A 25,380-nucleotide genomic window follows, 5' to 3' on the forward strand; every position below is an offset into this window, starting at 1 on the left:
TTGTGCCTATTTTAAGCATTATATTTGTTATAACCATGTCAAAAGCACAAAAAAACCTCCTTAATGAAGGAGGTTTAGCATGACTAATGGTTCATTTTTACGTATTTACCCTATTTACACTTAAACATTACTTCCAGAAGCCGGTTCGTCCGAATCTTTAACTTGCTCAATCGTTTCTTCCATCCCCGTATCAGCGTTAATGTAGATTCGATAAATGGAACCGTTGATTTTCCCGCCAAATTCGTAACACAGAACCTCTTTGGACAGTTCATTTTCAATCAGTGCTTTCCGGTGATAAGTTTCACGAAACTCAGGGTTCAGCTTCGCACGTGCTGTCTTCACATCCAGCTTAGCCTTCGGAATACGGCGGAGATGGCTGTGCTCATACACGTAGTCACTCGATTGAAAACCGATCACTTGCCCGTTATCGAGACCGGATCTAACTGTGATTTTTTCTGGATAGATGATCACATCCCCTTTTTGAGTGGCAAATGTGATGTTGGCTAAATTTCCACTTTCATCATAAGAAACAGGCTTCATCCCTGGATATCCCTTACGTTGGAGATACTCACTCGCATAGCGAACCGCCTCATTGCGAGTTGATTTCTTCGGCCCAACCGTTCTCATATCATGGTAAGAAATAAGCTTGCCGCCTTTTTTGGTATAATCCATGGTGGCTACAGGCTTCTGTTTGTTATACAGAGTAGCTGTATAAGATGCCCATTCCGTTCCTTTACCATTTTCATGGACACGGATTTGGCTTTCCGGTTTCCCTGTAAATTCAGCCGCGTTCCGCTTAATTTGCTCCGCGTTCACAGCAGGAAGACTCAGCTTCTTCACAGAGCGTTTATCATAGATGCTAGCCACGGATGGTCCCCAATCCAGCTCCTTATAATTCTCCACTTTTTTGTCTACAGTTTGGAAGCCGTCAATAATGGTGTTGTCCTTAGGCCCGGTCTGGGAGCCTGGGGCTGTATCGACATCCATCCAACGCAAATTTTTGCTGAGGACTTTTTGCCGGACTTCGTGCATATTTTTCGAAATTTCTCTGGAATTAGTGTATAAGGTTTTCAGATTTGATAATTCTTTCTCATTCAATGGCTCGTGATCCAAATCACGGACAGACGTTTGATACGCAAATGCAGATAGATGTGACAATAGATCCTTCGCATGATTAAAAGGCATCACATTGAGCGGCAACTGGTTGACCTCATTTTGGGCCTCGCTTGTAATTCTCCACACATTCATCAGACATTTGCGATGCATGGCGTGTGACGTGTTGTGAACTGCAATAGCGTTCCCGAGTTGTGAATGCAACTGATCCATATGAAACGACAAATCATGAAACGCACGCTGATATTGATTTTCCGCTTTAATCGACATGCTATTTGCCTGAAGAGACACCTCTTTTCTCATCTGGCTTTCCCGATAACCCCACACAAATGCTCCTATCATAATCAGGGTAACAATCGGAAACATTACGGTACTAAGTCGTCTATACATATTGGGAGTCTCCTTTCTTCAAGTACACTAACGATAGTGTGACAAGAAGAATGCTCTCTTATGCATGGTTTTCCATAACTTCGATAATAAACTCACAGTGATCGCAGATACAGCGCTTAAATCCGGTCTGAACACTCCCTTGCTCCATCTGTCCTCTCAGTACGAAACGTTCACCACACCTTTTACAATGTATTCTCACTTTAATACGCAAAAAAAAGACACCTCTTTCTCTAACAGGTTTGTCAGATCAGTGTGCCCCAATTTGTTACAAATTAACCTTTCCTTCCCGTTTGAACAGTCGAAATGGAGAGCGGTTATTGGCCCTACTGATTTTCGCCATCCCTCCATACCAGAGGAATGCCATCAGAGGGATGATAAACCAGATCCAGTCATGCGAAATTGTCGTCAGAATCAGGTCATATATGCCATGCCAGAACCACGGAAGTACCAGTGACAGAAGCAACATATATTTGCTTTTCCAGTCCTCTGAAAACTTGGCCTTCCCCATGTAATAGCCCATCATGACTCCAAACATCGCATGACCGGATACTGGAAGCAATGATCTCATCAGCATCATACTAACAGAAGCGTGGCCTGCCCATGCGTACAACAGATTTTCAACGGTTGCAAATCCAAGCGAGATTGCGGCGGCATACAAAATACCGTCATAAGGTTCATCGAACTCGGTATGATTATATATAAAGTGGTACAGCAAAAACCATTTGAAAAACTCTTCCACTCCGGCCGAAATGCCGAACACCTGGATTAACGTGTTATCCCCCAGCCAAAGCAGCAACCCACGTTGAAAAATCATGACAGGCAGTACCATCAAAAAGCCGAGCAAAAACACTTTGATAACCATGTGCAGCGGCTCGGATTCATATCTGTCCTTCAAGTAAAAATACATTAATAAGGCGAGACCCGGCGCAGTTGCTGCCGCTAAAACAGAAAACAGAAGCACCGATCATCCCTCCATAAAAATGAGTCGGCCCTGCATTCAGCGCAGAGCCGACAAAGTCACTTCGATATTACTTTTCTTTAAGCCTCATTAAGAGCGGCTGTCAAAATGAGTGCAGATGACATCAATCGCCTGTTCAGGAATGACCAGCTTGCCATACTCCTCCAGCATTGCCGGTGTTACGGATGAGCCTTCCCCAAATTCAGCAAGAACCGCGATCAAGGCCGCAAGCTTGGGCTCTTCCACTTCTTCCGGTTCCAAGTGCAGAATCCATTTTCCTCTATAATGATACAGCTTACCTGCATCCGTGGTGTTACTACGGAGCATGTGAGCCGCTTCTATGAGTACTTCGAAATCGCTAAACGCGTAGACGATGGAATCGCTGTGCTCCAGCGTAACTTCCATTTCATATACTTCCTCCGGAAGCTCATCATCAGGACCCGAACCAAATTGCTGGTGGTCGTATTTCCCACGAGTGACGATAACTACCATGCCCTGAGCAGGAAGCGCAAATACTTCGACAGCTAAAGGTCCCGTGGCGTCGAAGCCCAGCTCACTATATGCCTGATCCATCATTTCGGTGAACAGCTCATGGACTCTTGGAATCTCTTGCCACATGTCGTCTTTTTGAATACCGCGTTCGCTCAAATCGTCAAAGGTAAGGAAAATCCGTATCTTGTCCTGACTCAGTCTTTCTATTTTCATACTGGACCCTCCTCCTGGCAGCCGAGTGTTATTAACAGATTATGATGCATTTATGGTGCTTGTGAAGAAAATGGTTCTATGTAATCATGTTATCATTTTATAATCGTAAATGCACGAAATAAAAATGATAAAAAAAAGAATCATTTGAACGGCTTTTACAAAAAAGCCGCAAAATGATTCGGGATAGAGGTTCCGGGTTACAAACCCGGTACGGCTGTATGAGTTTCTTTCAGGATTTGCTCGACCTCACGCTTAACATCGGGACTGGTGCTGATAAAATCTTTAATCAGCTTCATATTTTCTTCTTTATTTTGGGCTGTATGGGCGCTATGAGCTGTCTTATCTGTTGTGGAACGGTGATCGTGGTCCTTATGGGTGTCTTGCTTGTTAAGCGTAATATCACCCATTCCGGGGAACGCCGCGTCCATCATTTTGGTACGGGCTTTTTGAACCAGATTACCGCCTTTTTTTCCATCCATGTCCATAGATAAGCCTAACATGCTGCGGTTTCGGGAGATCATAGCGCTCGCCACTGCGCCCAAAACGATTCCCAGGAAAAATGAAGATGTTTTCACAATTAGAACCTCCCTTTGTGGTAGAATCAAGCATAGTGTTCGTCAGCAGAGACAAACTCATACGGTATAAATACAGGAAGGTGAGATGAATTAATGGGTACAAAAACAGCAGCCATTTTGTTGACCGCATGTCTGCTGCTAAGTGCTTGCACTGCGGCCAAGCCGGAATCGGCAGCCACAAGCAATAACCAGACCCAGGCAACGTCTGAAACCAGTGACAACACAGACAAAGGGCAGGGCACAGCTTCTTCCCCAACCAACAGCAGTGAACAAGCAGGCAGTAATCATAGTAATAACTCAACAGCCCAAACAACGCTGCAAACTGGCAAGACCGTCGCCGACAGCAACGAGGCTACAAATTTAACGGCTACCGTTGACAAAACGTATCATTTGGACAAGGCTTACAACGTGGTTCCTAACCAACAAGGGGCGGAGAAAAAGGTTGTTTTACTGACCTTTGACGACGGACCCAAGGAAGCGGTCATGATCAACAAAATCATTGATATTCTGGACAAGCACAAGGCCAAAGCCATTTTCTTCGTAAACGGTTACCGCGTGAAGGAGCACCCTGAGCTGCTCAAGCTCATACATGACCGTAGGCAGCCTATTGGCAACCATAGCTGGGATCACATCGTGCTAAAGAACAAATCCGAGGCCGAAGTGAAAAAGCAAATTGAATCGGTGCAAAAAATTGTTGAGGATACAACGGGGCAAACGCCAGTGTTCTTCCGTCCTCCTCATGGTGCAGGTGGGGATGTCGGCCGCAAGGTCGCCAAGGAAAACGGACTTTTATATATGACATGGTCCGTTGGTTCGCTCGATTGGACAATGAAAAAGAGTCAGCCAAATAAAACCGATGCAATTCTCAAGAATGTAACGGAGCAATTGCATCCGGGCAGCAATATTTTAATGCATGAGCTGCCATGGACAGCAGAAGCGTTGGATAGCCTGTTGACCCATCTGGAGCAAAAGGGTTACCAATTTGTCGATCCACAAAGTATTGAGGTGCCTTCCAGCTAACAGGCCCTTGTGCTTCTATTACCGATCCTAAACGATTGCAAAAGAGCCTCCATTTCCCGCAAGTCATATAAGCGGGTAAGGAGGCTCTTTTAGTATACCGTTTGCAGTGCCTGTGCCTGTAAATAACTCTACTCACAAGCGACCACACAGGTTTAAAATTACCAGAGCATTTTACTAATGGGCGGTGCCCCTTTGATGCCCCACCACAGCAATGCTGCTGTAATGAGCACAAAAAGTGTGCTCAAAAAATTTAAAAACCACTTGCTCACCCGGATACGGCGGGACGGAAACATTTCTGCCCGTGTCCGGTACTCGCTGACAGGAGCATCCTCCTCCATCGTCACAGCAACTTCCCGTGCAGCAGCAACGTGAGCCAATTCCGGTGCGGGCCGTGAAGCACGGGAGCGAACCGGTTTTGGACTGTTTTCTTCCTTGCTCTTGCGTCCATTTCGGCGGCTGCCGTAAGTCTGTACTCTGCTAAGTTCCTGATTCATGCTTCATACCTCCGAAAACGTAGCGCCAAACCGGATATGAGGTCAATCACAAAATGACAAATAATCGGCGCCCACAGGCTACCGGTCTGCACGTATATGTAGCCCAAACCGTAACTGCTCAGAAAAACCCAGCCTGTTGGAATCCAATGCCGCAAATACCGGATGTGGATGACCGCAAACAAGATACTTGTCCAGTAAGGCCCAAAGCTGTACTGAATCGCCCCTCTGAACAATAGTTCCTCACAGATCGAAACGATGGCTGCTATACATACAATATGCCAGATGGGGCGGTTTTGAAACAGCATCTGGTTAATGCCCCCGTCATCCATAGCATCCTCGGGCATAACCCGAGACAGGAGCAGGTCCACCAGCAGCATAGCCGCAGCCAGTCCCAACCCCCACCATAAAACATGCAGACTGTTCGGCCACGCAAACAACTCCAGCACATTTCTTTTCTGAAAAATAATCCAGATTGCCCCGACTATCAGGGTCAGTCCCTGGGTTAGATACAAATTGTAAAGCAGCAAGCGGTCATTCAATTCATGAATTTGCGCTCTTTTCCATTTCACTTTAAGCTTTTTCATAGTAGTTAGTCCTCTGCATAGTCTTCTTAAGCATCATAGCCAAAAAGTCGAACGGATTCAAGAAGGCTTAAAACTTATTATTCTGCATTCTGCAGCTATGTATCTAGCCCGGTGTCCACGCATGTCACATGTCCTATTGACATGTCCATGTAAGCCATGATACATTATGAAAAAATTATTAGCGACAACAACAATGATGGAGAAAAGGTATTGATTTCGTCTTCAGAGAGCCGGTGCTTGGGTGGAAGCCGGTGACGGAGTAATTACTTTTAGCGCTCCTGAGTTATTGCACCGAAGCCTCGGGATGATTCCCGGCATTAGATGCAATCGGCAGAAAACCGTTATCCTTTCGGTCATATTTATGACCGCTGAAGGCAGTCCGTTGTGAAACGGCTGCGAATTAGGGTGGTACCACGATAAACTCTCGTCCCTTACTATGGAGATAGTATGTGATTCGGGAGTTTTTTTGATGCCCGCAAACCGCAAAGCGGTTCTGCATATGACCTTTTTAACCGTCAACTTGGTGCCAAATGCTATTTTACCCCTTTTCTGCGTCAATGCGTTATCACGTTAGTGCTGTCTGCGATCTTCTGTTTTTCAGAAGCATCTCAAGTTTTTTTCACGTTCTTTATGGAATGTATTTCAGTTGAAGTACATCCTGTCCATAAAAGAAGTTAACTTTGAGGAGGAAACCAAATGTTTAAAGTTTTAGTATCCGATCCGATCAGTGACCTGGGCATCCAGCAACTGATGGATGCAGACGATGTAACGGTAGACAAGAACACAGGTCTCAGCGAGGACGAATTAGTTCAAATTATTGGTGACTATGATGCACTGCTTGTTCGTAGCCAAACCCGGGTAACAGAACGCATCATGACGGCAGGTAAGAACCTCAAGGTTGTCGGACGCGCTGGTGTCGGAGTGGACAATATTGATCTGGAAGCAGCAACACAACGCGGAATTATCGTCATTAACGCCCCTGACGGCAACACAATTACGACATGTGAGCATACTTTTGCCATGATGATGGCTCTGGCGCGTCATATTCCACAGGCGTATGCCAAAACCATCAGCGGTACATGGGATCGTAAAACATTCCTCGGTGTTGAGCTGCGTAACAAAACGCTTGGCGTACTCGGTATGGGACGCATCGGCAGCGAGGTGGCCAAACGTGCCAAAGCCTTCGGCATGAGTATCCTCGGCTATGATCCGTTTCTGACGGAAGAACGCGCCGAGAAGCTGGGCATCAAGTTGGCAAGTGTGGACGAAATTATCCGCAACGCGGATTTCATGACGGTACACACACCGTTAACACCGGAAACGAAGCATATGATTGCCCGTCCGCAGTTTGAAGTGATGAAAAAAGGGATGCGTATCATCAACTGTGCCCGCGGCGGCGTTGTCGATGAAATGGCTCTCGTTGAAGCCATTGATGAAGGCATCGTTGCCGGCGCAGCCTTTGACGTATTCGAATCGGAGCCGCCAGCACAGGATCACCCTTTCCTGAGCCATCCGAAAATTATCGTTACTCCGCATCTGGGTGCATCCACGGTAGAAGCTCAGGAGAATGTAGCGATCGACGTATCCGAGCAGGTGCTGCACATTTTGCGTGATGAGCCGTTCAAAAATGCGGTCAACATGCCTCCGGTGCCATCCAACGTGATGACGCAATTGCAGCCTTATTTCTCGCTTGGCGAGAAGCTGGGCAGCTTTGCCGCTCAAGTGACGAATCAGGCTGTACGTGAAATCCAGGTGGATTACGCAGGTGATCTGTCTTCTGTAGATACACAACCACTGACACGTTATATCTTGAAAGGTGTGCTCAGTCGCCATCTGGGCAGCGATGTTAACATTGTAAACTCTGTCCACCTTGCCAAAACACGTGACATCCATCTTGTCGTGTCTCAGGCTCCGGCTACCAAGGGCTTTACCAACCTGATCACCGTCACGCTCAAAACGCAAAGCGGAGAGGAGCAACGTGTAGCAGGTACCCTGCTCGCAGGCTATGGCGAACGTATCGTCCGGTTGAACCAGTTCCCGGTGGACGTGGCACCAGAAGCGCATTTCCTGCTCATCTCCCACAATGACAAACCCGGCATTATCGGGCGCGTCGGCACTCTGCTCGGGGAGAACGGCGTGAATATCGCCTCCATGCAGGTAGGACGTAAAATTGTCGGTGGTGAAGCCATCATGATTCTGACCGTTGATAAAGCCGTTCCTAAAGACGTGCTGATCCAACTGGTTGGCTTGCCTGATCTGAATACCGCTCAAGAAGTGGTACTCGATTAATGATCAGCAGCGTTAGAGCATGTTAACATGCTCTTGCTTTAATAACAGCGGCGCCCGGCGAACCGGGCGTCTTTTTTATATATCCATAACCATCATTTGACGCACCTGTTTTGGAAGCTGAATGTTCCACGTTGAACAAGATAAATGTTGATTTTTCAACAAAAAGCACCCTCTTCCGAGGATGCCTGCGAACCGGGGTATATTCTGCTGTTGGCTTATAAACCCTGTTGCAGAGCCCGACTTTGTTTTTTGGAGATCGGCAGCAAAATAGTGAACTCCGTCCCTTCTCCCAATACGCTGGCAGCAGTGACAGAGCCTCCGTGAGCCTCCACAATATTTTTGACAATCGCAAGCCCCAGACCGGTTCCTTTGTCCACGCCCCGCACTCTGGCCTTGTCTGCCTTGTAAAAGCGGTCAAAAATATAAGGCAAGTCCTCACTGGCAATGCCCACACCTTCATCCTTAATCCGAATGCGAATCAGCTCATGCCGTTCCCCCAAAATCTGATCGGCACTAATGGTAACACTTTTTCCGCCGGGCGTATGCCTGAACGCATTATCTAACAAGTTGGTCAGCACCTGCTCCAATCGGTCTTCATCTGCTTCAGGTAGCAGTAGATGCTGACCTTGCTCATGATAATCGAGCGTCAGCCCCTGTTCCTTTGAGCGCACCGTAAATTTACGGTGAACACGCTCGATCAGTTCATTGACATCCACTTCCTGACGGTGCATGTCTGTATGCCCTGCCTCCATTCGAGCCAGATCTAGCAGATCCTTTACCAGTCTTCCCATACGCAACGATTCATCATGAATGACCCGCACCAATTCCTCGGATTCTTCTGGTGAACCAGCCATTCCATCGAGCAAGGCCTCGCTGTAGCCCTGCATCATGGAAAGCGGTGTACGAATTTCATGGGACACATTAGCGACAAAGTCACTCCGCATCTTCTCCAGCTTGACTTCCTCCGTGATATCTCTGAGTACAGCGACAGCGCCACGAATTACATTATCCGTGTACAACGGCGCCATTTGTACCGACCATGAGCCCTGTTTTACATGAATATAGTCCCCGCCGTCCTCTCCCCTGTCCATAACGGTGTGGAACAACGGCAGCAACGGCCCAGGTACAGACACTCCGAATTCCTCCTGATCATGCTCTTGCCACTCCAGCTTTTTCCAGCTATCCAGCAGACTTTGCGCAGGCGGATTCGTTAAAATGATTTGTCCGCTTCTGTCGAAGGTCATTACAGCATCAGACATGCTTCTCAGCACGCTGGACAGATGATTCTTCTCCTCATTCAGACTGCGGATCGTCGCTTCCAGCTCCGTAGACATATGATTAAAAGTTTTCGCCAGTTCGCCAATCTCGTCACTCGTTACCAGCGAAAGCCGTGTATCATATCTTCCCTCACGGATCGCATTCGCCGCCTGAATCAACAGCTGCATAGGCTGCGTGATTTTAGTAAAAAGAAACAGAGCAAAAAAAGTCGTAAGTAAAAAGCCGACAATGCATGTATAGGTGAATAAATGCTTGATTTCCGTCGATTCATATGCGGCGAAATTCCTGTTGATGTAAGGCAACAAAAAAAGTCCCAGAAAAATAAGCACACAGCCTACCAGACAAATGATGGTGATCCACAGCTTGCCTACCAGCGATCTCCAGAAGCTCACGTTATTTTGGAACCTCCAGCTTGTAGCCGACACCCCAAACCGTTGTAATCATAGCCGCTGCCTCCGGTGATACTTTGTTCAGCTTTTCACGAAGCCGTTTGACATGTGTATCCACCGTGCGTAGATCACCAAAAAATTCATAATTCCATACGTCTTTTAGCAGCTCTTCGCGCGAAAACACCTTGTCCGGCGACACAGCCAAATAATGCAGCAGCTCGTACTCTTTAGGTGTGAGACTGATTTCAATCCCGCCTGCACTTACACGATGCGCATCATGCTCAATAATAAGATTCGGAAAAACAATGCTGTTGCTCGGCACCGTCTCCTTGGTCAAAAAAGCAGTTTCTGACGAACGGCGTAAAATCGCCTTCACCCGATAAATCACCTCACGCGGGCTAAAAGGCTTGACCACATAATCATCGGCTCCGACTTCAAAACCCTGTACGCGGTTTACTTCCTCGCCTTTGGCGGTCAGCATGATCACAGGTGTAGCTTTGGTCTGACGCAGACGTGTGCAAACTTCAATTCCATCCATGCCCGGTAACATCACATCGAGCAGAATAATGCTGTAATCGCTTGCAGTCGCTTTCTGGAGTGCAATTTCGCCATCCTCAGCTTCATCAATTTCATATCCTTCTTTTTCCAGATACATCCGCAGAAGGCGGCGAATGCGTTCTTCATCATCTACAATTAATATGCGGTTGCTTTGTTCTGACATATTCCCAGCCCCTTCGTTAAAAAAAGCATTCTCTCTATTTTACTATTTTCCCGTGTCCGGTCAAACCTTACTCTGTTCATTCAGCTCTCTTTACACCAAAAAGGCCGGGGTTATGACCCCCGTCCTGTCCGTTTCTTTTTCGTGTTGTCTGACTGTGCAAGTTGAATGAGACGGTTGATTTCGTCCTTGGTGAGGGGTCTCGTCAGACCGCGCTTCAAATTTTGCAGCAAAAGATCGCCGAAGGCAATACGTTTAAGCTTGATGACCGGATGGGAAATGGCCTCAAACATTCGTCTGACCTGACGGTTTCTGCCTTCATAAATGGTAATCTGGATTACAGACTCTTTGCCGTTCGGGTCCACATCCTTGTATTCTACCTCAGCGGGTGCGGTAATACCATCCTCCAGCACGATCCCTTTTTTCAGCTTGTCCAGCTCGGTTCCGTGCGGAACGCCTTTGACTGTCGCTACATACGTCTTGGGCACATGATGCTTCGGATGGGTGAGCAGATTGGCGAACTCGCCATCATTGGTGAGCAACAACAGCCCTTCAGTATCGTAATCAAGACGACCTACCGGATATACGCGCTCCTTAACGCCTTTCAGATAGTCGGACACGATTTTACGGCCTTCTGGATCGGAAGCGCTCGTAATCACGCCTTTAGGCTTGTTCATCATTAAATAGATTTTTTTCTCGGTTTTGATAGGTCTACCCTTTACCGTAATTATATCCTGATCAGGGTCTGCCTTCGTTCCCAGCTCTGTTACGGTAACCCCGTTCACTTCCACGCTACCCGCCTGAATAAGCTCCTCACATTTACGTCGGGAAGCTACACCAGCCTGGGCCAGTATTTTCTGCAATCTTTCCATGTTCGCTAATTCACCTCATGCTAATGATACCCATCCATGAACAAAATCACAACCCCCGTTCACAAATCAATGCAGGAATCAAAATACAAGCAGGCAAATCGCAATCGCTGCCACAAAACCGACCACGTCTGAAAACAGCCCCACCTTCAAGGCATAACGCCCATTTCGGATACCTACCGCGCCAAAATATACAGTCAGTACATAGAGTGTCGTATCTGTGCTGCCCTGAATCGTCGAAGCAATGCGACCGATCATGGAGTCCGGGCCATACGTGCGGATCAGATCCGTCGTAAACGCAAGCGAGCCGGTGCCCGTCAACGGGCGCAACAGTCCTAATGGCAGTACCTCACCAGGTACGCCCCAGCTTTTGATCCATGGCGTTACCCAGGATATCAAGTAATCCAGAGCGCCGGACGCTCGAAAAATGCTGATAGCCACCATCATGCCTACGAGATGAGGAATGATACTGATGGCCGTAGAGAAGCCGTCTTTGGCTCCATCCACAAAGGAATCGTAGACCGGTACCTTTTTGGCATAAGCATATAAAGGAATAAAGGCAAGAATAACCGGAATGGCCCAAGTCGATACGAGATTAATGAGATAAAGCATGCCTCCCTCATCCTTTCCAAGTGGTGTTTCTGCCCTTGGCAGCCGTCATTCCTGATCCCTGAGCGGCAGGTGAAGAAACGGGCGGCGTAGCCGGAGAGGACGCAGCTACTGGCGTGCCCTGTGGTGCCTGTGTTTTCTGTGGCGGCAATGATGATGTGGAAGGTGGACTGGCTGGAGGACGACGTAACTCCCGGCTACGGTACCAGCGATCCGCCGCAATCGCGGCAAAGGTGGCTATTGCAGTCGCCACCAGCGTTGTCCCAACGATTTCTGTCGGATTTGCGGAATGATAATTGAGCCGGATCGCGATCAGCGTGGTTGGAATAAGCGTAATGCTGGCCGTGTTCAAAGCAAGCAGCGTACACATAGCGGGTGTAGCGGTCTGCTTGTCGGGATTGAGCGATTGCAGCTCTTGCATCGCCTTGATGCCCATCGGGGTCGCCGCATTTCCCAGCCCGAGCAGGTTAGCGCTCATATTGGACAAGATATACCCCATTGCCGGATGATTACGCGGAACATCAGGAAACAGAAAGGCTACAAACGGGGCGAGCAGTTTGGATATTTTCTGCAAAAGCCCACCATCCTCCGCCAGCTTCATCATACCCATCCAGAATACAAGCACACTAATCAGTCCAAAGCATACCGTAACGCCCGTGGCCGCCCCATCAAATGCCGCCTTGGTCACCACTTCAATATTTCCCTGCGCGGCGGCAAACACAAATCCAATACAAATCAGGGCCACCCATATGAGATGAATCAAGGCCGATCCCTCCCTTTCACCGATGAATGTAACCTAACCCCTATGCTCCGAACAGATTTCTTAAAATTTCGCTCCATCCGCTCGTCCAGGTACGCTTTTGGATGCTACGGCTTGCAGGAGCTTGGGCAGTCGGAATTTCCTGTTGTGGCTGTACTGTGCTTCGGGCGGGCAGCAAGCTGCCTTTGTCATACACAGGAACGGAGCCAATAAGCTTGCCTTCCAGCAGGAACTCGACACGTCCCCGCAAACCGAAGGATACGTCAGCTCTGTTAGACTTGGCCTTTTTATACAGGACCAGTCTTTTGTGCAGCTGCGCCTTCTCCCCATCATGCAGAGGATAGGCAAAGCTTGTGCCTGTCAGCAGCGGATAACCGTCAATCGGCTGCTGCTTGTCCGTAATCGGAATGAGCGGATAATATCGGAAACCGTAGTCGAGCATACGGGCATGATCGTTCCAATCGTCTCCATCATTTAAGGTAACAGCGGCAAGCTGGCGACCGTCCCGTGTAGCTGAGCTGACCAGACAGCGAAACGCTTTTTTCGTAAAACCCGTTTTCACACCATCAGCTCCCTCATAGAGCCTCAGCATCTTGTTCTTGTTATGCCATGAATAATCCCATGATTCATTCGGATTAGGCGCTTTTTTTAACTCCGTCTTCACAATGCGGGCAAAGGTCGGATTATGCAGCGCATAAGCGGTAAGCCGGGCCATATCATTGGCAGAGGAATAGTGCCCCTCGGCATCCAGTCCATGCGGATTAGCAAAGTGGGAATGGCTTAGTCCAAGCTCAACCGCCTTCTCATTCATCAAATGAACAAATCCTTCCTCCGTCCCTCCTACATGCTCAGCAATGGCGGAAGCCGCATCGTTACCGGAACGGAGCATCAAGCCGTACAGCATATTTTCCAGTGTCATTTGTTCACCCTTTTGGAGAAAAAGCGAGGAACCCTCTTTGGCAAAAGCCGTCGGACTCACCTTTACCGGATCCTGCAAGCGTCCATGTTCGATGGCTACGATCGCGGTCATAATTTTGGTGAGACTGGCAATACGCAGCTCTCGGTCACCCTCGGCAGAGTATATGATTCTTCCTGATGTGACATCAATTAGAGATGAAGCCTGTGCATGTGTAGTAAAAGCAGGTGGGAATTCCTCCTTTTTCACTGCTCCCCAAGCAGCCTGCGGACTCAGCAGTGTGAGCGGCAATGTCAAGACGAGCAGCAGTGCCAGCGGCAACACAAAAACGCGTGTCTTGGGCAAAAGCTGGCTGTGGCCCGTTTGGATTGTTGGCTTTCTTTTAAACATTTGGATTCCTCCGGTTTTGAACAAGTCTTGTACCATTCTATGTCCAAGCTGTTCAAAGTATGTCCACCTTTATAGCAGAAAATCCCTCCAGAGATAATGGTGTACCGTCCCTCTCTTCCGCTTACTTTTTGAAGGAAACCAGGCAACTTGCACTCCAGATGACATATATATAATAGTTACTAAACTTGATGAGTGAATGGAGGTTACCACATGCAGCGGCAACAGTTTGAAACGATCTTAAGAGCCCGGATTGTTGAGGCAGCTGAAGCCTTGAATCGAAGCGGTGTATCCTTCGCCACCTTTGATACAGCACGCAGCAACGAGCAATTTTGGGAATTGACGGACAAAGGCGGATTTCAGATTAAAGCAGGTATCACTCCGGCGCAGGGGATCAGGGATATTTTTGTGAATGGGCATAAATATGCCTTTGAGTGTGCGACAGCTATGGTCATTGTGCTCTACAAAGGAGTGCTGGATTCCATTCTGGAAAGTGAATTTAATCGGATTTTTGCCGATATGCTGCTGTATGATTGGCACTATGACAGTGATCTCAGACTCATACAGGAGCAAGGGAGTCACAATGCTGTTCCTGGCGATATTCTGTATTTCAACAATCCTGATGTATCACCCGAAACGCCGGAGTGGAAAGGAGAAAATGTTGTCAAGCTAAGGGAAGATTCGTTTTATGGTCATGGGATTGGCATCCACACAGCGCAAGGCATCATCGACTCCCTCAATCGTCATCGACGACCAGGGGCCACCACTTCTGCTTATTTGACAAATGAAGTGATCTACCCCGATTTTGCCTATCTGTCGCAGTTTGCCCCTGAAGGAAACCGGGAAGAAGAAATTGCGCTGAGCCCTTCACAAGAGCACCCTCCCGGTATACATGCGAGCATTGGTGGAAGACAGTATATCCGTGCATAAAAGTATTATGGTTAAGTGTATGTAAAAAAGAGGGTGTTCCTTAGCCAGTAGCTGACTTTGGAATACCCTCCTGTGCTAAAAATAACCGTTACAAAGAAGCTGGGCCAGTGTGATTGTGATCTGTGTTAACATCTACCGGGACCTGTGGAGGCGGAGTATGCATATCCACGTCGGCATTCCGGAAGATAGATTGGACTTTATCAATCAGGTATGGTGTAGAGTCGATCAATTTTTCAATCAGATGAGTCTGATTATCCAGCGGAACGATTTGTGCACCTTGTTTGCCAACAACCAAAAAAGCGATTGGATGAATGGATACCCCGCCACCGCTACCGCCACCAAAAGGGTGTCCTTCCTTGCCGCTGTGAGCACCTGACGACGAGGATGTATGAAGTGCCTCTTCATCTACATTAAAATCGCTGCCCCCGGCTGCGAAGCCAAATCCCACCTTACTAATCGGCAAAATAACGGAACCATCGGGTGTTTCCACCGCGTCTCCCACAATCGTATTCACATCCACCATGGCTTTGATGTTCTCCATCGCGGTTTGCATGAGCCCTTGAATCGGGTGATCTGACATGATTATTCCTCCTCTGCTTTGTTCAAGCGTAGACTGCCTTTTCTTTCGCTATTGTGCGCAGGGGTTCAAGGAAATATGTATGGCTCATTATTCCTCATGCTTTACTGGTTTCTTGGAGAATACCCGTTTCCACGCCTCTGGACCGCCTGGTACGCGCCATATGCGGTAAGCCAACATAAGCATCGAATAAACGGCATAACCCAGTGAAATACTTGCCTCACAGGTCAAAGTGGTAGTAAAACGCAGGCGATCCACCCAATAGGGCACGACAAACAGCTTGGGTGTGCAGTTCATGCGCACAAAGCTGGAGGCAAAACCGATCAGTGACGTTTTCAGCCCCCACAGAATACCGGTAGAGGTAGCCGTATAAGCAGCGTCAGCAAGACTGATATTGGTGGACCATTCCATTTTCGACATCGTCACATGGGCTAGCGTATGACGTATCCATCGACGGAAGGACCGCGTTCCTTTCAGAAGTATCCGAACATCGTGTATAAATCGCTTAATTTTCTCTTTATCGATGGTGCCGCTGTCAATGGTGGCATCGGTTTTATGTATGTTTTTGTTGCGATCGAGTCGATAGAGAAGCCCTTTTTGCAAACCTGCCAGCAGAATAGCCGGAATGTCATAATTTATTTTAATCCACCCGTACAGAAATCTGATCTCCAGATGCGCCCGGTCATCATTATCATGCTTGGCAATATCCAGCTTCAATCGGATACGGGAGAGCAGAACAGCCAGCACAAGTAACAAAACGACGATGATGGCGATACCGATCCATTTCCACACTGGCGAGTCCTCCCTGCCTTTTTTCTCCATGGATATACCATGGCAAAAATAGTATGGCCCTTCGCCCGGAAAACATGCATCCTGAAACGCTAAACAGCCAGCCCCCATTATGCGAGGACTGGCTGTTTTCTAAATTTCGAACCTGTAACCATGAAGAGGAACCCGTAAAACAGGCTTCTGCCAGGCATCAAGACTCCGTATCATTCATAACCGGCTGGCTGTTCTCCAAACGTTCGAACAACAATTGTGTCTCTTCCTCCAGATTATCTGAGTCCTCAAACAGCTCAGGCTGCGGCAAATCCGCCAAAGAGCCCAAACCGAAATAATCCAGAAATGACTTCGTCGTTCCATACAAAATCGGCCGTCCGATGGCCTCAGCCCGACCTTTTTCCTCAATAAGCTCCTTGTTGACCAGAGTATGTATAGCCCGCTCAGATTTGACACCGCGAATATCTTCGATTTCAACTCTTGTAATGGGCTGACGGTAGGCCACAATGGCAAGTGTCTCCAAAGCCGCTTGAGACAGCGAGGCACGTGCGGGAGAATAGGCGAGCTTTTCAAAATAAGGTGCATGTTCGGATAAGGTTGCCAGCTGATAATGCCCAGCGATACGGACAATTTGCAAACCTCTTCCTCCCTGCTCCATGTCCTGCTTCATATCCTCCAGACTCTTTTCAACCAGCTCTTGCTGCTGCTCTACAATGTCGGCGATCTGCTTGGCGGACAACCCTTCCTCTCCCGCAAGAAACAGCAGTCCCTCAATAATTGATTTCAGCTTCAGATAATCCATTAACCCGTAAATCCCCTCTCCACTCCATTACAATATCATCGAAAAGCTTCTCCTGATAGCAGAAAATCTGCTTCATTTTCATCAGTTCGAGGATAGCCAAAAAGGTGACTACCACTTCATGCCGATACATATCCTCATGCATCAGCTTGGAGAACAAAAGCCGTCCTCCCGTCCCTACCATCTCCAACGCCCCGATGACCTGGCGAATACGGTCCTTGACCGAAATTTCATCGCGGTGAATACGGGTTACCGTCGTACGTCGCTCTGCTTTACGCAGCGCACGCTGAAAGGCCGCGACCAAATCGCTTGCATGTAGCCCATGCACCGGATTGGCGGGTTCGGTGGGCAGGAATGCGCTCAAATCTTCCGGCTCCTTACCATAGATCAGACTTCGTTCCCATTCACGTTCACTCAGATGGCGGGCAATCCCTTTATATTTACGATACTCCACCAGCTTGCGAACCAGTTCATCCCGCGGATCATAATCCTCTTCTTCATAAAAATCCAAATCATCATATTCCATTACAGGTGGCTTGGGAAGCAGCAATTTACTCTTAATGGATAAGAGCGTCGCCGCCATCACCAGAAACTCGCTCGTAATGTCCAGCTCCAGCTCCTGCATACTGTGCAAAAAAGCCATATACTGATCGGTAATATCACTAATCGGGATATCCTGAATATCGATCTCGGCCTTATCAATCAGATGCAACAGCAGATCTAGCGGACCCTCGAATGTTTCCAGCTTGTAATTTACGACTGTCAATGTGCTTCCCCCTGCCTTACTCCAATCATCATTCAACAATACCTTTCCCCGTTAGCACTTATGCTCGACTTTATCAATCCCTCTTTCTGTAGTATATACGTCATCGCCTTGCTTAACAATCCAATCCCTTTTTCCGGCTATAGTTATGCCGTTCTATTCAGGTAATCGCAAAATTAAAACTGCTTGCCCAGATTCGCCATCTCAATCGCAGCCAGTGCGGAATCCCAGCCTTTATTACCAGCCTTCGTACCTGCACGCTCAATAGCCTGCTCAATGTTTTCCGTCGTCACTACACCGAAAATAACAGGCACACCTGTTTTCAGACTGCTTGCCGCCACACCCTTGGCCACTTCATTGCAGACGATATCATAATGCGAGGTAGAACCACGGATCACCGTACCCAGCGTAATCACAGCATCGTATTTACCGCTTGCAGCCATTTTTTGAGCAATCAGTGAAATTTCAAAAGCGCCTGGCACCCAGGCCACATCAATCTCATCTTCCTGCGCTCCATGTCGCTGAAGTGCATCGATTGCCCCGCTTAACAGCTTACTTGTAATAAACTCATTAAATCTGCCCACTACAATACCATACTTCATACCATCCGATACGAGATTACCTTCCAGAAAACGTGCCATATAAATCAACCTCTCTTTTTTTAAATAATGAGTTTCAAAACTGTACTTTCAATGACAAACGACGACGATAATCAATCAAATCCTGAATACTGATCAGCTTCAAATGATGACGCTTGGCGATCACTGCCAAATCAGGCACCCGAGCCATGGACCCATCTTCCTTTATAATTTCGCAAATGACTCCGGCGGGTTTGGAGCCGCAGAGCCGGGCCAGATCAACAGCCGCCTCGGTATGACCCGCACGCTGCAAAACACCCCCATCGCGGGCGATCAGCGGAAACATGTGACCGGGCTTGCGGAAATCGCTTCCTGTGGCTGCTTCATCGGTCAGCGCACGCACGGTCAATGAACGCTCGGCTGCTGAAATCCCCGTTGTCGTCTCTCTATGATCCACCGACACCGTAAAGGCTGTGCCGTGGAAATCTGTATTCTGCTCCACCATCGGCTGCAATTCCAGTGCCTCTGCTCTTTGCCCTGTAATCGGCACACAGACCAACCCGCGGCCTTCGGTAATCATGAAATTAATGACCTCGGGGGACGCTTTTTCAGCCAGAGCGACAAAATCGCCTTCGTTTTCCCGTTGCTCATCATCCACCACGATCACGACTTTACCGTTCTTTAGATCCTCCAACGCTTCCTCAATGGAATCCAGACGAATTTCCACTTCCTGTTCCAACACACCATACTCTACGATGTCAGCCGCTATATTTGAATGGCTCTCTCTGCTCCCGCTTCCCATTAGGCTTTCCTCCTTTTTTTCTTGTGGTATTAGGCAAAGCCGTGTTTCGCCAAATAATCCAGACTCATAGGAGCTTTCTCCGGTCCCTCCGTCACCGCTGATTTTCCGTAGTTCAAAAGCTGCTCCACATATTTGCCTAAAATGTCGCATTCAATATTGACGGTGTCTCCCTCACGCTTGGCCTGCAAGGCCGTCTCGGATAAGGTATGGGGGATGATAGATACGGAAAAGGTATCTCCCGTGCGCTGGGCAACCGTCAGACTGATACCGTCGAGTGTAATCGAGCCTTTGAGAAGAATATATTTGAATATTGCCTGATCTGTAGGTGCAACTTCGTACACAACCGCATTCTGGTCTGAGGTCACCCGACGAATCATGCCCGTTCCGTCCACATGTCCCTGTACGATATGCCCTCCGAACCTGCCGTTAGCCACCATAGCCCGTTCCAGATTGACCCGGCTACCGGATTTCAGCTCCTTCAAATTGCTGCTGCGAAAGGTTTGCGGCATCACATCTACCTTAAAATCCTTAGTACCCACCTGTGTTGCGGTCAGACAAACACCATTCACGGAAACACTGTCTCCTATTTTCAAATCGCCCAATACCACAGAACCCTTAATGCCGAGCACCATCGCTTCTCCGCTTCTGGAAATCTGCTGAATCCGTCCCACTTCCTCGACCAATCCGGTAAACATGCCTTCACTCCTTCCCATCTAAAATTCAGTTTATCCCTGATTCATCGGGCATAAGCGCAAAAAACCCCAGTCCGGATCATATCCGTCATGGGGTGATGAGAGTCGAATTTACAGTATATAAGCGCAGTCCATATACATCCTGAGACCACATGAATGACAAGTTTGCCAATAGAAAGTATAAATGAGCATACGACCAAATACGCTCAGAAGCGCCTCCGAAAAAAAGCTTGAAGAACAAGCAATCTTCCGTATGCTATCTACAACGAAATAAGCCGTACGTACCATTACGTATGCTAAAAATTGGCACATGTCACGTCATGCACATGCGCTTCGTATCCTTCTCCCATCCAGACTATACTGTCGGTCCCGGAATTGCACCAGGTCCACCATCTGCTGATCGTTCAGCATCCGGGTCACGGACTAAGCCGCGCTGTTCATCGCAGAAGCTATGCACAGACACGTCATCACCGCCGGTGGGGAATTGCACCCCGCCCCGAAGGATCTTGCTCTTATTCAATTGAATTAGCATTAAACTTGTTACGTATATTAGCACCGACTTCTAAAAAAAGCAAGTTATCTAATGGTGGACGCTCCTGCTTTTGTTTTAACATATTGGCTGGAAAGCTCTTCAAACCAGGTTTTATCATTCATGTGAAGCGCCAGATCAATCAGATCGGCCAGTTCTTCGATCCCGAGCTGCGTAGCATGATCGAACGTAATGACCGCTGAAGCGGTTGGTCCACGGCCACCCTCCGCGCATATATCGTAATCCAGCCGTACATCAACATGCCCGTCGATAAACTCACATTTCAGAAAATAAATAATTTCGCACATTAAAATGGGGCGCACCTGCGTCTCCAGCACACAATCCATCACCTTGGCGGAATAATGCTGGTTCGTCAGCGTGAATTTGTGATCCGTCGCTGCCAGCGATGTCCGTCCAAAGTCATCCGTAAATTTCAGTTCCACTGGTGTGATATTCATGACCTTGGGTATTTGCTTCTTTATAATTTCGATTATCTCAACTGTATTCAGCTTAATCATACCTGCACCTCATTGCATCTTAAAATTCAGAGAAAGCACTAATTCAACATGTTTCACGTAGGCCTCCACTCCTATATCGGAAATCATTACCTGATTTTTTATGCTTCATCCCATAAACGACAAAAAAGATTCTTCGCGCAACAAGCGCAAAGAATCTTGATCGAACCGGTACCGTAACATCTTATAACAATGTTCAAAGTGTATTATTCAAAAAAACTGGATTATAGCTCCGAAATTTCATGTTTCTTTTTCAGAATATTCCAGCGGCGTTCAATCTCCTGATCAAAGGTAGCCAGCGTGGCTTCCTCCTTAAGAAGATGTTTTGTTTTGCCCATTAATTTGAGCCATTCCGCGGCTGGAATCCGTTTTCCCTTGTCCTCCGGATTGTACGTAATCGTCGTACTGCCTTGCTCAATCTCATACAGCGGAAAGAAACAAGATTCCACAGCGGCACCCACAATACTGGTACCCAGTCTATCCTCGGATTTCCAGTTCAGCGGACAGGCGCACAGGATTTTACCATAAGCCGTCCCCACGTTATTCGCATACCATTGTGCCTTGGCCGCTTTACGCAGCATATCCTGCGGATGGCTTTCGGCTGCGGTGAAGGCATATGGAATGTTGCAGGCTGCCATAATTTGCACCGTATCCTTGTGGTGGCCCTGCTTCCCTTTTTGCATCTTGCCTACGCCTGACGTGCTCGTCATATGACCGACCGGAGTCGAGTACGATTGCTGCGAGCCTGTATTCATGTACCCCTCGTTATCATATTCCAGCATAATCAGCTTATGGTTGCGCAGAGCAGCCCCGACAGCCGAACCCATGCCAATATCCATCCCGCCGTCACCACTGATCATAATAAAGGTCGGATCATCCGCCATCTCAATTTCATTGCGGCGCTTCATCTCCATGTAAGCCTCCAGCGCTCCAGAGAGCGTAGCAGCCCCATTTTGAAAAAGATTATGGATCATCGGTTGCTTGTGTGATGTATACGGATAACCTGTTGTGACCACGTATACGCAGCCTGTCTGGAACAGCACGACGATATCGCCCTCGATGCCTTTGAAAAACAGCTCCAACGCAGACAGCGCTCCACAGCCTGGACATGCCCCATGACCCGGCGTGAGACGGCGTGGTTTGGTCGTCAGCGAACGTAACGGCGGCACCTTGACCTTGAGCTTCCCGGTCGCCTCATCCGGCGTAACCTGAATCAGACCCGTACGGTACGCATCTCCCCGTGGCGGCTGCATAACCTGCGGCATGACCTTGTCCGGGGACCCCGGATTAAGCCCATAATAATCAAAAGGCTGCTCGGTCCGTCCGGCTTCCGCCGCCTCAATCGCAAGCTGGAAGAACGCCTCAGCGTCCTCCGCATAAAAATCCTTGCCGCCCAAGCCAAAAATGCGGCATAATACAAGCGTCCGATTCAGTGGGTCCTCCTGCAAGGCCGCCTTGATTTCGTGCGTCAAATTACCGCCATCGGCGCCGTACGAATCCGCACGTTCACCCACCAGCAGCGCCTTGACATGGTGCAATGCCTCACGCAGCTGCGCGGCCGGAAACGGCCGAATAATATTCGGACGAATCACACCGGCCTTAATGCCGCGCGCGCGGAGCTGATCGGCTACATCCTTAGCCGATTCAGCCGCCGAATTCAGCAGGAATACTGCAACCTCGGCATCCTCCATATGATAGAGATCCAAAATCGGATATTCCCGCCCGGATAATGCGGCATATTCTGCGGCAACCTGCTCATATACTCCTTCTGACAGCTTTAATGCCTCAGATAACTGAGCATGATTATTCGTCAGGTCATCGCCGTTCATATGCGCCCCGACAGTAACCGGATGGTCAAAATCGGAAATATTCGGATAATTCAGATTCGGGTTCGGCCCCACAAAACCGCGCACGGTTTCGGCATCGGCAAAATATTGCACCTTACGTTTCTGATGGGACGTGTAAAAACCGTCATAAGCGACCATCACAGGCAGCCGAACATCACTGTGCTCTGCGATTTTCAGCGCCATGATGTTCATATCATACACAGCCTGCGGCGTGCTTGCGGTCAAAATCACCCAGCCCGTATTCAAACCATAATACAAGTCTGAGTGATCCCCACGGATATCCAGCGGGCCACTAATAGCCCGGGTCACCAGATTCATAACCATAGGAAAACGAGTGCCGGACTGCACAGGCAACTGCTCCAGCATATACAGGAAGCCTTGCGAACTTGTTGCGTTCACAACTCTCGCTCCCGCTGCCGCAGCACCATAGCATATCCCTGCCGATCCATGCTCACCGTCTGCTGCGACCAGCTTAATGTCATGCTGACCTCTCGTTCTCATCTGATCCAGATATTGCGCCACCTCGGTCGAGGGTGTGATTGGAAAATATCCCATCATATGATAATTGATCTGCGCAGCCGCCGTAGCCGCCATTTCATTGCCGGATTCGAACGTTGTCACCTGTGCGGCGCCTGTCTGCTTGAGCTCTTCCTCCAGTTTCGCCATTACACACGACCTCCTTCATATACCGGAAACTGGTGGGCAACCCGATGCTCCTCCGCCCATCCCCATTGCTCACGGCGCGAGCTTAATGCCCCCGACGGGCAAATATCTACGCATTTCAAGCATCCTTTGCAATACTGGTAATCAATCCCTTGCAAAAATGGCAGCATTCTTCCCCGTTTGTCCGCCTGTTCTTCCCATACAAAGCAGTAATCCGGGCAAATCGAATCACACTTGGCACAATGCGTACATTTATCAGCTTCATATTCAGGCACAAAGCCCTGACGTGAACCGCTGACATCTCTCGTCATGCTGTTTCCCTGCGTGGCAATAACACCTCCCGAGGGTTGTGTTTCATAACCCAGCAAAGGCTGCGGCCGTTCAAAAATCCGATCCTGTGCATCATTCGTAACCGGATATACGTGCAGCTCCATTTCCTCAAAGCCCCGGTTAAACGTACGCAAATTAGGCTCCACCAGCTGTGGATTTTTCTTCTCAAAGGTACTGCGAATAACCGATCTCATCGCCTCCGGATCTAAAAAATCACAGACACGGAACAGCGCACCCAACATGGACGTATTCAGTTTGGTCCGCTCCTCCAGTGCGATGCCCATGGCATCCACTACCGCCAGCGTGCCGGATACCAGTCCCAAATCAGCCCGTATTTCCTCTGTCGGACGCGTGGAATTGACCACAACGATCCCATCCGCCGGAAGCCCGCTGATGACATTGACCGTTTTGTACAATGTTTCATGAAAAATGCCTACCACATGCGGTTGCTCGATCGGACTGTGATCACGGATATCTACCCCGGGATCACAGAACCGTACAAAGCTTTTGACCGGGGTTCCCTTCTTTTCAGAACCATAGGACGAAAAATTGGAAGCATTAAGCCCCAGACCAAGCACGCCCGTTTCGGCCAGCATTTTACCAGCCAGATTAGCGCCGAGTCCACCAATGGATTCCAGCCGGATTTCAAAAAATCCGAGTCGATTTGTACGCGTTAAAATAGACAATGTGATAAGCCCCCTTCTTTTGCAAATCTTACTGTGCTTGAAAAGCTCATATCCAAAAATGGAAAATGCATTCTAATGAAAAGGCTATCACAACACTTACTTTTCGAATGTGATTTTATTCACTTTAATACCTGCGTGTTTGCGATAAAACAGCAAACCGACAAACAAAAGACAACAAAAAGCCGCACTGTCCAAAGACAGAACGGCTTAGGTGTAACGTTATACAAAAAGATCATGCATTTAACGGTATATTACGCGTCAAATACTTTAACCTCTTTCATTTTGTCGCCTTGTTTTACAGCATCAATGAATTCCATACCTTTGGTCACTTGACCAAATACAGTATGTACTCCATCCAAATGCGGCTGTGGTGCGTAGCAGATGAAGAATTGGCTTCCACCTGTGTTACGGCCTGCATGCGCCATGGACAGAACGCCCTTGGCATGCTTCGTTGTGTTCGTAGCTGTTTCGCAGTCGATTGTGTAGCCAGGGCCGCCTGTGCCTGTTCCATTAGGACAACCACCTTGGGCAACAAAGCCTGGAATTACACGGTGAAAGCTCAAGCCGTTGTAGTAGCCGCTGTTTGCCAGTTTTTCAAAGTTAGCAACCGTGTTTGGCGCTTCTTCTGGAAAAAAATCAATTTCGACGATACCGCCATTTTCAAGATCTATTCTACCTTTTTTCATTGTTTGTAGCTCCTTTTCAACCTGTTTTGAAAGCTAAATAGCATCAAGTTCCAGTTTACTATGAATTGCCGCGCTTAGCAAAGCCTTGTCCAAAAAAAGAGACCATTATCCCCGGTATATCACTTCCGGCTAAATGGTCTACTTCGTCA

At 48.3% G+C, this 25,380-nt stretch carries 26 protein-coding genes, 1 riboswitch and 1 other annotated feature; of the genes, 3 read left to right on the plus strand and 23 right to left on the minus strand.

Features of this window, described 5'->3' with window-relative positions; all coding sequences use genetic code 11:
* Nucleotides 1–120 precede the first annotated feature (120 nt).
* From ypeB to ABIA61_RS06410, 4 genes are all read right to left on the minus strand, one after another.
* Nucleotides 121–1,503, minus strand: coding sequence for a germination protein YpeB (gene ypeB, locus ABIA61_RS06395; RefSeq protein WP_404580482.1), 1,383 nt, complete (start codon nucleotides 1,501–1,503; stop codon nucleotides 121–123).
* A gap of 265 nt (nucleotides 1,504–1,768) precedes the next feature.
* On the minus strand, nucleotides 1,769–2,464 hold the full coding sequence (prsW, locus tag ABIA61_RS06400; protein ID WP_283652262.1) for a glutamic-type intramembrane protease PrsW: 696 nt from the start codon (nucleotides 2,462–2,464) through the stop codon (nucleotides 1,769–1,771).
* An 87-nt stretch (nucleotides 2,465–2,551) separates the two neighbouring features.
* Complete coding sequence (locus ABIA61_RS06405) at nucleotides 2,552–3,166, minus strand: genetic competence negative regulator (protein ID WP_404580484.1); 615 nt, start codon at nucleotides 3,164–3,166, stop codon at nucleotides 2,552–2,554.
* A 197-nt stretch (nucleotides 3,167–3,363) separates the two neighbouring features.
* Complete coding sequence (locus ABIA61_RS06410; protein ID WP_283652264.1) at nucleotides 3,364–3,741, minus strand: hypothetical protein; 378 nt, start codon at nucleotides 3,739–3,741, stop codon at nucleotides 3,364–3,366.
* Between the two features lie 93 nt (nucleotides 3,742–3,834).
* On the opposite strand from ABIA61_RS06410, the gene ABIA61_RS06415 reads away from it, so the two are divergent.
* A complete protein-coding gene (locus tag ABIA61_RS06415; RefSeq protein ID WP_404580486.1) occupies nucleotides 3,835–4,761 on the plus strand; it encodes a polysaccharide deacetylase family protein in 927 nt (308 codons plus the stop codon).
* Nucleotides 4,762–4,919: 158 nt separating this feature from the next.
* On the opposite strand, the gene ABIA61_RS06420 is transcribed toward ABIA61_RS06415, so the two are convergent.
* Both ABIA61_RS06420 and ABIA61_RS06425 read right to left on the minus strand, forming a co-directional pair.
* Entirely contained in the window at nucleotides 4,920–5,255 is a 336-nt protein-coding gene (locus tag ABIA61_RS06420) for a hypothetical protein (protein ID WP_283652266.1), read from the minus strand.
* The gene (locus ABIA61_RS06425; RefSeq protein ID WP_283652267.1) at nucleotides 5,252–5,839 is read right to left on the minus strand and encodes a type II CAAX endopeptidase family protein; all 588 of its coding nucleotides are present in this window, start codon (nucleotides 5,837–5,839) and stop codon (nucleotides 5,252–5,254) included. The genes ABIA61_RS06420 and ABIA61_RS06425 overlap by 4 nt, the downstream gene beginning before the upstream one ends.
* A gap of 184 nt (nucleotides 5,840–6,023) precedes the next feature.
* Nucleotides 6,024–6,274 (plus strand) — a binding site (T-box leader).
* A 261-nt stretch (nucleotides 6,275–6,535) separates the two neighbouring features.
* Here ABIA61_RS06425 and serA point away from each other — a divergent pair.
* Entirely contained in the window at nucleotides 6,536–8,128 is a 1,593-nt protein-coding gene (serA, locus tag ABIA61_RS06430) for a phosphoglycerate dehydrogenase (protein WP_283652268.1), read from the plus strand.
* A 215-nt stretch (nucleotides 8,129–8,343) separates the two neighbouring features.
* Here serA and ABIA61_RS06435 read toward each other — a convergent pair whose 3' ends face one another.
* The 6 genes from ABIA61_RS06435 to ABIA61_RS06460 all read right to left on the minus strand — a co-directional run bounded on the left by ABIA61_RS06435 (nucleotide 8,344) and on the right by ABIA61_RS06460 (nucleotide 14,057).
* On the minus strand, nucleotides 8,344–9,798 hold the full coding sequence (locus ABIA61_RS06435; protein WP_283652269.1) for an ATP-binding protein: 1,455 nt from the start codon (nucleotides 9,796–9,798) through the stop codon (nucleotides 8,344–8,346).
* A 1-nt stretch (nucleotide 9,799) separates the two neighbouring features.
* Nucleotides 9,800–10,516, minus strand: coding sequence for a response regulator transcription factor (locus ABIA61_RS06440; protein ID WP_014282126.1), 717 nt, complete (start codon nucleotides 10,514–10,516; stop codon nucleotides 9,800–9,802).
* A 110-nt stretch (nucleotides 10,517–10,626) separates the two neighbouring features.
* Entirely contained in the window at nucleotides 10,627–11,385 is a 759-nt protein-coding gene (locus ABIA61_RS06445; protein ID WP_025685819.1) for a pseudouridine synthase, read from the minus strand.
* Between the two features lie 78 nt (nucleotides 11,386–11,463).
* Nucleotides 11,464–11,994 (minus strand): spore maturation protein, encoded by a 531-nt coding sequence (locus ABIA61_RS06450; protein ID WP_283652270.1) that lies wholly within the window; start codon nucleotides 11,992–11,994, stop codon nucleotides 11,464–11,466.
* Nucleotides 11,995–12,001: 7 nt separating this feature from the next.
* Entirely contained in the window at nucleotides 12,002–12,754 is a 753-nt protein-coding gene (locus ABIA61_RS06455; RefSeq protein WP_283652271.1) for a nucleoside recognition domain-containing protein, read from the minus strand.
* 40 nt (nucleotides 12,755–12,794) lie between these two features.
* On the minus strand, nucleotides 12,795–14,057 hold the full coding sequence (locus ABIA61_RS06460; RefSeq protein WP_283652272.1) for a D-alanyl-D-alanine carboxypeptidase family protein: 1,263 nt from the start codon (nucleotides 14,055–14,057) through the stop codon (nucleotides 12,795–12,797).
* 210 nt (nucleotides 14,058–14,267) lie between these two features.
* Here ABIA61_RS06460 and ABIA61_RS06465 point away from each other — a divergent pair, with 210 nt between their 5' ends.
* Nucleotides 14,268–14,984: a protein-glutamine gamma-glutamyltransferase gene (locus ABIA61_RS06465; protein ID WP_283652273.1), complete on the plus strand. Its 717-nt coding sequence runs from the start codon at nucleotides 14,268–14,270 to the stop codon at nucleotides 14,982–14,984.
* 88 nt (nucleotides 14,985–15,072) lie between these two features.
* On the opposite strand, the gene ytfJ is transcribed toward ABIA61_RS06465, so the two are convergent.
* From ytfJ to ABIA61_RS06520, 11 genes are all read right to left on the minus strand, one after another.
* Nucleotides 15,073–15,564: a GerW family sporulation protein gene (gene ytfJ / locus ABIA61_RS06470; protein ID WP_137063497.1), complete on the minus strand. Its 492-nt coding sequence runs from the start codon at nucleotides 15,562–15,564 to the stop codon at nucleotides 15,073–15,075.
* A gap of 87 nt (nucleotides 15,565–15,651) precedes the next feature.
* The gene (locus tag ABIA61_RS06475) at nucleotides 15,652–16,353 is read right to left on the minus strand and encodes a DUF2953 domain-containing protein (RefSeq protein ID WP_283652274.1); all 702 of its coding nucleotides are present in this window, start codon (nucleotides 16,351–16,353) and stop codon (nucleotides 15,652–15,654) included.
* A gap of 187 nt (nucleotides 16,354–16,540) precedes the next feature.
* Entirely contained in the window at nucleotides 16,541–17,143 is a 603-nt protein-coding gene (gene scpB / locus ABIA61_RS06480; protein WP_283652275.1) for an SMC-Scp complex subunit ScpB, read from the minus strand.
* Nucleotides 17,112–17,906 carry a segregation and condensation protein A gene (locus ABIA61_RS06485; protein WP_044646810.1) on the minus strand — a complete coding sequence of 265 codons (795 nt, stop codon included), beginning with the start codon at nucleotides 17,904–17,906 and terminating at the stop codon, nucleotides 17,112–17,114. The genes scpB and ABIA61_RS06485 overlap by 32 nt, the downstream gene beginning before the upstream one ends.
* Nucleotides 17,907–18,079: 173 nt before the next feature.
* Nucleotides 18,080–18,544, minus strand: coding sequence for a 6,7-dimethyl-8-ribityllumazine synthase (ribH, locus tag ABIA61_RS06490; RefSeq protein WP_283652276.1), 465 nt, complete (start codon nucleotides 18,542–18,544; stop codon nucleotides 18,080–18,082).
* 34 nt (nucleotides 18,545–18,578) lie between these two features.
* Nucleotides 18,579–19,283 carry a 3,4-dihydroxy-2-butanone-4-phosphate synthase gene (ribB, locus tag ABIA61_RS06495; protein WP_404580487.1) on the minus strand — a complete coding sequence of 235 codons (705 nt, stop codon included), beginning with the start codon at nucleotides 19,281–19,283 and terminating at the stop codon, nucleotides 18,579–18,581.
* 29 nt (nucleotides 19,284–19,312) lie between these two features.
* Nucleotides 19,313–19,978 carry a riboflavin synthase gene (gene ribE, locus ABIA61_RS06500; protein WP_404580489.1) on the minus strand — a complete coding sequence of 222 codons (666 nt, stop codon included), beginning with the start codon at nucleotides 19,976–19,978 and terminating at the stop codon, nucleotides 19,313–19,315.
* 331 nt (nucleotides 19,979–20,309) lie between these two features.
* Nucleotides 20,310–20,483: riboswitch (FMN riboswitch) on the minus strand.
* A gap of 68 nt (nucleotides 20,484–20,551) precedes the next feature.
* Nucleotides 20,552–21,022, minus strand: coding sequence for an IDEAL domain-containing protein (locus ABIA61_RS06505; protein WP_283652279.1), 471 nt, complete (start codon nucleotides 21,020–21,022; stop codon nucleotides 20,552–20,554).
* 221 nt (nucleotides 21,023–21,243) lie between these two features.
* The gene (locus ABIA61_RS06510; RefSeq protein ID WP_404580491.1) at nucleotides 21,244–23,532 is read right to left on the minus strand and encodes a thiamine pyrophosphate-dependent enzyme; all 2,289 of its coding nucleotides are present in this window, start codon (nucleotides 23,530–23,532) and stop codon (nucleotides 21,244–21,246) included.
* Nucleotides 23,532–24,545: a 2-oxoacid:acceptor oxidoreductase family protein gene (locus ABIA61_RS06515; protein ID WP_404580492.1), complete on the minus strand. Its 1,014-nt coding sequence runs from the start codon at nucleotides 24,543–24,545 to the stop codon at nucleotides 23,532–23,534. The genes ABIA61_RS06510 and ABIA61_RS06515 overlap by 1 nt, the downstream gene beginning before the upstream one ends.
* Nucleotides 24,546–24,796: 251 nt before the next feature.
* Complete coding sequence (locus tag ABIA61_RS06520; RefSeq protein ID WP_014282150.1) at nucleotides 24,797–25,231, minus strand: peptidylprolyl isomerase; 435 nt, start codon at nucleotides 25,229–25,231, stop codon at nucleotides 24,797–24,799.
* Nucleotides 25,232–25,380: the final 149 nt, after the last annotated feature.

The sequence above is a fragment of the Paenibacillus sp. RC21 genome, assembly GCF_044907935.1.
GTDB classification, from domain to species: Bacteria; Bacillota; Bacilli; order Paenibacillales; family Paenibacillaceae; genus Paenibacillus; species Paenibacillus terrae_A.